The following is a 3958-nucleotide window of genomic DNA, read 5'->3' on the forward strand; positions in this document are numbered from 1 at the left end:
GGAGAAAGTCAGCCTCGAGTCCGATGCCGACCAGCTTCTTGCCGCCGGCAAGCACGTCGTTCGGCCATTTCAGGGCGTAGCGGGGGCGGCCTTCGCCGAGGCGCAGGGCGGCCTCGAGGCTGACTTTCTCCAGCGCCGCCTCTTCCGCCAGCCCGGCGGCAAAGCCGAGCGTCGCGGCGACGGCGGGGGCGATGTCCATGACTTCGAGGATGCTGGCGGCGAGATTGCCGCGCGGCGCGATCCAGGCGCGCTGGCGACGGCCGCGACCAGCGGTCTGCTCTGAAGTCACGAACCACATCGGGCCGCGCTCGCCGGTCCTGGCGCGCTCGATCGCCTCGGCGTTGGTCGAGCCGGTCCGCTCGAATGCCGCGAGCTTATGGCCCGCTGATATTGCGCGAGGACCGAGTGCGAAAGCCATCCTAGAACAGCGACTTTGCCGCGGCGGAGGCGACGCTCACCACGGGACCCGCGAACAGCGCGAAGAGGATGTTGAACAGGCCCGCGACCGCCAGCACCGTCCTCACCTCGATCCTCACCGGGTCGACCTTCCCGGCCGGCTCGTCGAAATACATCGTCTTGACGATGGCGAGATAGTAGTAGGCGCCGACCACGCTGGTCAGCACGCCGACGACGGCGAGCGTGAACAGATTGGCCTTGATCGCGGCGACGAAGACGTACCATTTGGCGAAGAAGCCGGCGAGCGGCGGGATGCCGGCAAGCGAAAACAGCAGCATCGCGAACATGAAGGCGAGCAGCGGATTGGTCCGCGACAGGCCGGCGAAGTCGCTGATCTGCTCCACGGCCTGGCCGTTGCGCTTCATGGCGAGGATGATCGCGAACGAACCGAGCGTCATCGCAACGTAGATCACGATGTACATCAACACGCCCTGCGCGCCCTCGACCGTGCCGGAGGCGAGGCCGACCAGGGCAAAGCCCATGTGGCCGATCGAAGAATAGGCCATCAGGCGCTTGATGTTGGTCTGGCCGATCGCGGCGAAGGAGCCGAGCGCCATCGAGGCGATCGAGACGAACACCAGGATCTGCTGCCACTGCGAGACGATGCCGGGGAATGCGGTCAGCGTCACGCGAGTGAAGACCGCGAGCGCGGCCACCTTTGGCGCGGACGCGAAGAAGGCCGTGACCGGGGTCGGCGCGCCCTCGTAGACATCAGGCGTCCACATATGGAACGGCACGGCCGAGACCTTGAAGCAGAGCCCGACGAGCAGGAAGACGAGGCCGAACACCAGGCCGACATTCGAGACCGTCGCGACAGCGGCGATGCCGGTGAAGCTCACCGTGCCGGTGAAGCCATAGACCAGCGACGCCCCGTACAGCAGCATGCCCGAGGACAACGCGCCGAGCACGAAATACTTCAGGCCGGCTTCGGTCGACTTGGCGTTGTCGCGGTTCGAGGCCGCGACGACATAGAGCGCCAGCGACATCAGTTCGAGGCCGAGATAGAGCGAGATGAGGTCGCCGGCCGAGATCAGCACCATCATGCCGAGCGTCGAGAGCAGCACCAGGATGGCGTATTCGAAGATGCGGCGCGAGGGATCGGACAGGAACTCGGTCGACAGAACCAGCGTCACCGCCGAGCCGATCAGGGCCAGGATCTTCATGAAGCGGGCGAAGTCGTCGACGATGAAGCTGCCGCCAAAGGTGACATGCTTGCCCGCGGGCTGCATGTAGACCAGCACGCCTACCACGATCAGGAGCACCACTGCCAGCGACGTGACGGTGCCGGTCGTGCCCTGCCCGCGAAAGGCGCCCAGCATCAGGAGCGCCATGGCGCCGACCGCGAGCACGAGCTCGGGCAGCACCGGCGCCAGTTGATAACCTGCAATCACAAAGTTCATGGCGATATCCTGACCTGCCCGCTCACTGGAGCAGTGCGGCGGCCTTCACGGCCGTCACGGCGGAGTTGTAGTTGTTGACGAGTTGCTGCACCGAAGCGGCCGACATGTCGAGCACCGGCTTCGGCCAGACGCCGAACAGGATCGTCAGGGCGATCATCGGGAACAGCGTCAGGCACTCCCGGAAGGTGAGATCCTTCATGCTCGCCAGCTGCGGCTTGACCAGCGCCCCGAAAACGACCTTGCGATAAAGCCACAGCGCGTAGCCCGCCGACAGGATGACGCCGAAGCTGGCGAAGAACGCGGTCGGGATCGAGACCTTGAAGGTGCCGAGCAGCGTCATGAACTCGCCGACGAAGCCGCTGGTGCCGGGCAGGCCGACATTGGCCATGGTGAAGACCATGAACGTCATCGCGTAAAGCGGCATCCGGTTGACGAGGCCGCCATAGGCCGCGATCTCGCGAGTGTGCAGCCGGTCGTAGACGACGCCGACGCAGAGGAACAGCGCGCCGGAGACGATGCCGTGCGAGATCATCTGGAACACGCCGCCGGCCACGCCCTGCATGGTGCCCGCGAAGATGCCCATGGTGACGAAGCCCATATGGGCCACCGACGAGTACGCGATCAGCTTCTTCATGTCCTCCTGCATCAGCGCCACCAGCGAAGTGTAGATGATGGCGATGGCCGAGAGCGTGAAGACCAGCGGCGCGAAGTCGTGCGAAGCCAGCGGGAACATCGGCAGCGAGAAGCGCAGGAAGCCGTAGCCGCCCATCTTGAGCAGGATCGCGGCTAGCACCACGGAGCCCGCGGTCGGCGCTTCCACGTGCGCGTCCGGCAGCCAGGTGTGCACCGGCCACATCGGCATCTTCACCGCGAAAGAGGCGAAGAAGGCGAGCCACGCCCAGGTCTGCAAGTTGCGCGGCACGGCGGTGTGCATCAGGGTCGGGATGTCGGTGGTGCCGCCGTTCCAGTACAGCGCCATGATGGCGAGCAGCATCAGGACTGAGCCGAGCAGCGTGTAGAGGAAGAACTTGAACGAGGCATAGACCCGGCGCGGACCGCCCCAGACGCCGATGATCAGGAACATCGGGATCAGGCCGCCCTCGAAGAACAGGTAAAACAGCACGAGATCGAGCGCCGAGAAGGTGCCGATCATCAGCGTTTCCAGGATCAGGAACGCCATCATGTATTCGCGGACGCGGTTGGTGACCGACTTCCAGCTCGCGATGATGCAGAACGGCATCACGGCGGTGGTGAGTATCACCAGCGGCAGCGAGATGCCGTCGACGCCCATGTGGTAGGTGATGCCGGTGGCGAGCCAGTTCGCCTTCTCGACGAACTGGAAGTCCGGGTTGGACGGGTCGAAGCGCATGACCAGGACCACCGACACCGCGAAGGTGATCAGCGTGGTCCAAAGCGCGATCCAGCGCGAATTGCGCTTGGCCGCCTCGTCGTCGCCACGGCTCAGATAGACGATCAGCGCGCCGACCAGCGGCAGGAACGTCGTGACCGAAAGAATGGGCCAGGTCGTCATTTACTGGCCTCCAAAGCCGAACATGAACCAGGTGATCAGGCCGGCGGCGCCGATCAGCATGGCAAAGGCATAGTGATAGAGATAGCCGGTCTGGATCTTCACGACGTTGCGGGTGACGTCCAGAACGCGCGCCGAGACGCCGTCGGGGCCGAAGCCGTCGATGACGAAGCCGTCGCCCTTCTTCCAGAGCTGGTAGCCGAGCCACTTCGCCGGACGGACGAAGATGACGTCGTAGAGCTCGTCGAAGTACCATTTGTTGAGCAGGAACTGGTACAGCATCGGCTGCGTGTTCGCGAGCTCGACCGGCAGGTAGGGCCGTCGGATGTAGAACAGGTACGAGACGAGGAAGCCCAGCACCATCATGACCGTCGGCAGGAAGGCGATGGTCTGAGGAATGTGATGCATCTCCTCGATGATGTGCGGGTTCATCTTCACGGACTCGCGGAAGAACTCCTCCACGCCATGACCGGCGAACAGCTCCTTGAACGGCAGGCCTGCGACGAACGAGCCGACCGCGAGCACGCCGATCGGAATCAGGATCCAGAGCGGAGCCTCATGCGCGGCCTCGTAA

2 protein-coding genes and 2 pseudogenes are annotated in these 3958 nt (G+C 64.4%); all 4 read right to left on the reverse strand.

Annotated elements, in window-relative coordinates:
• Positions 1-418: pseudogene (locus JHD07_RS15130) on the reverse strand (biotin--[acetyl-CoA-carboxylase] ligase); the annotation flags it as partial.
• A 1-nt stretch (position 419) separates the two neighbouring features.
• Positions 420-1856, reverse strand: a complete 1437-nt coding sequence (gene nuoN / locus JHD07_RS15135; protein ID WP_291623485.1) for an NADH-quinone oxidoreductase subunit NuoN — start codon at positions 1854-1856, stop codon at positions 420-422.
• A 22-nt stretch (positions 1857-1878) separates the two neighbouring features.
• Positions 1879-3387 carry an NADH-quinone oxidoreductase subunit M gene (locus JHD07_RS15140; RefSeq protein WP_291623487.1) on the reverse strand — a complete coding sequence of 503 codons (1509 nt, stop codon included), beginning with the start codon at positions 3385-3387 and terminating at the stop codon, positions 1879-1881.
• A pseudogene (locus JHD07_RS15145) lies at positions 3388-3958 on the reverse strand (NADH-quinone oxidoreductase subunit L); the annotation flags it as partial.

The organism is Bradyrhizobium sp., from assembly GCF_016462955.1.
Lineage (GTDB): Bacteria > Pseudomonadota > Alphaproteobacteria > Rhizobiales > Xanthobacteraceae > Bradyrhizobium.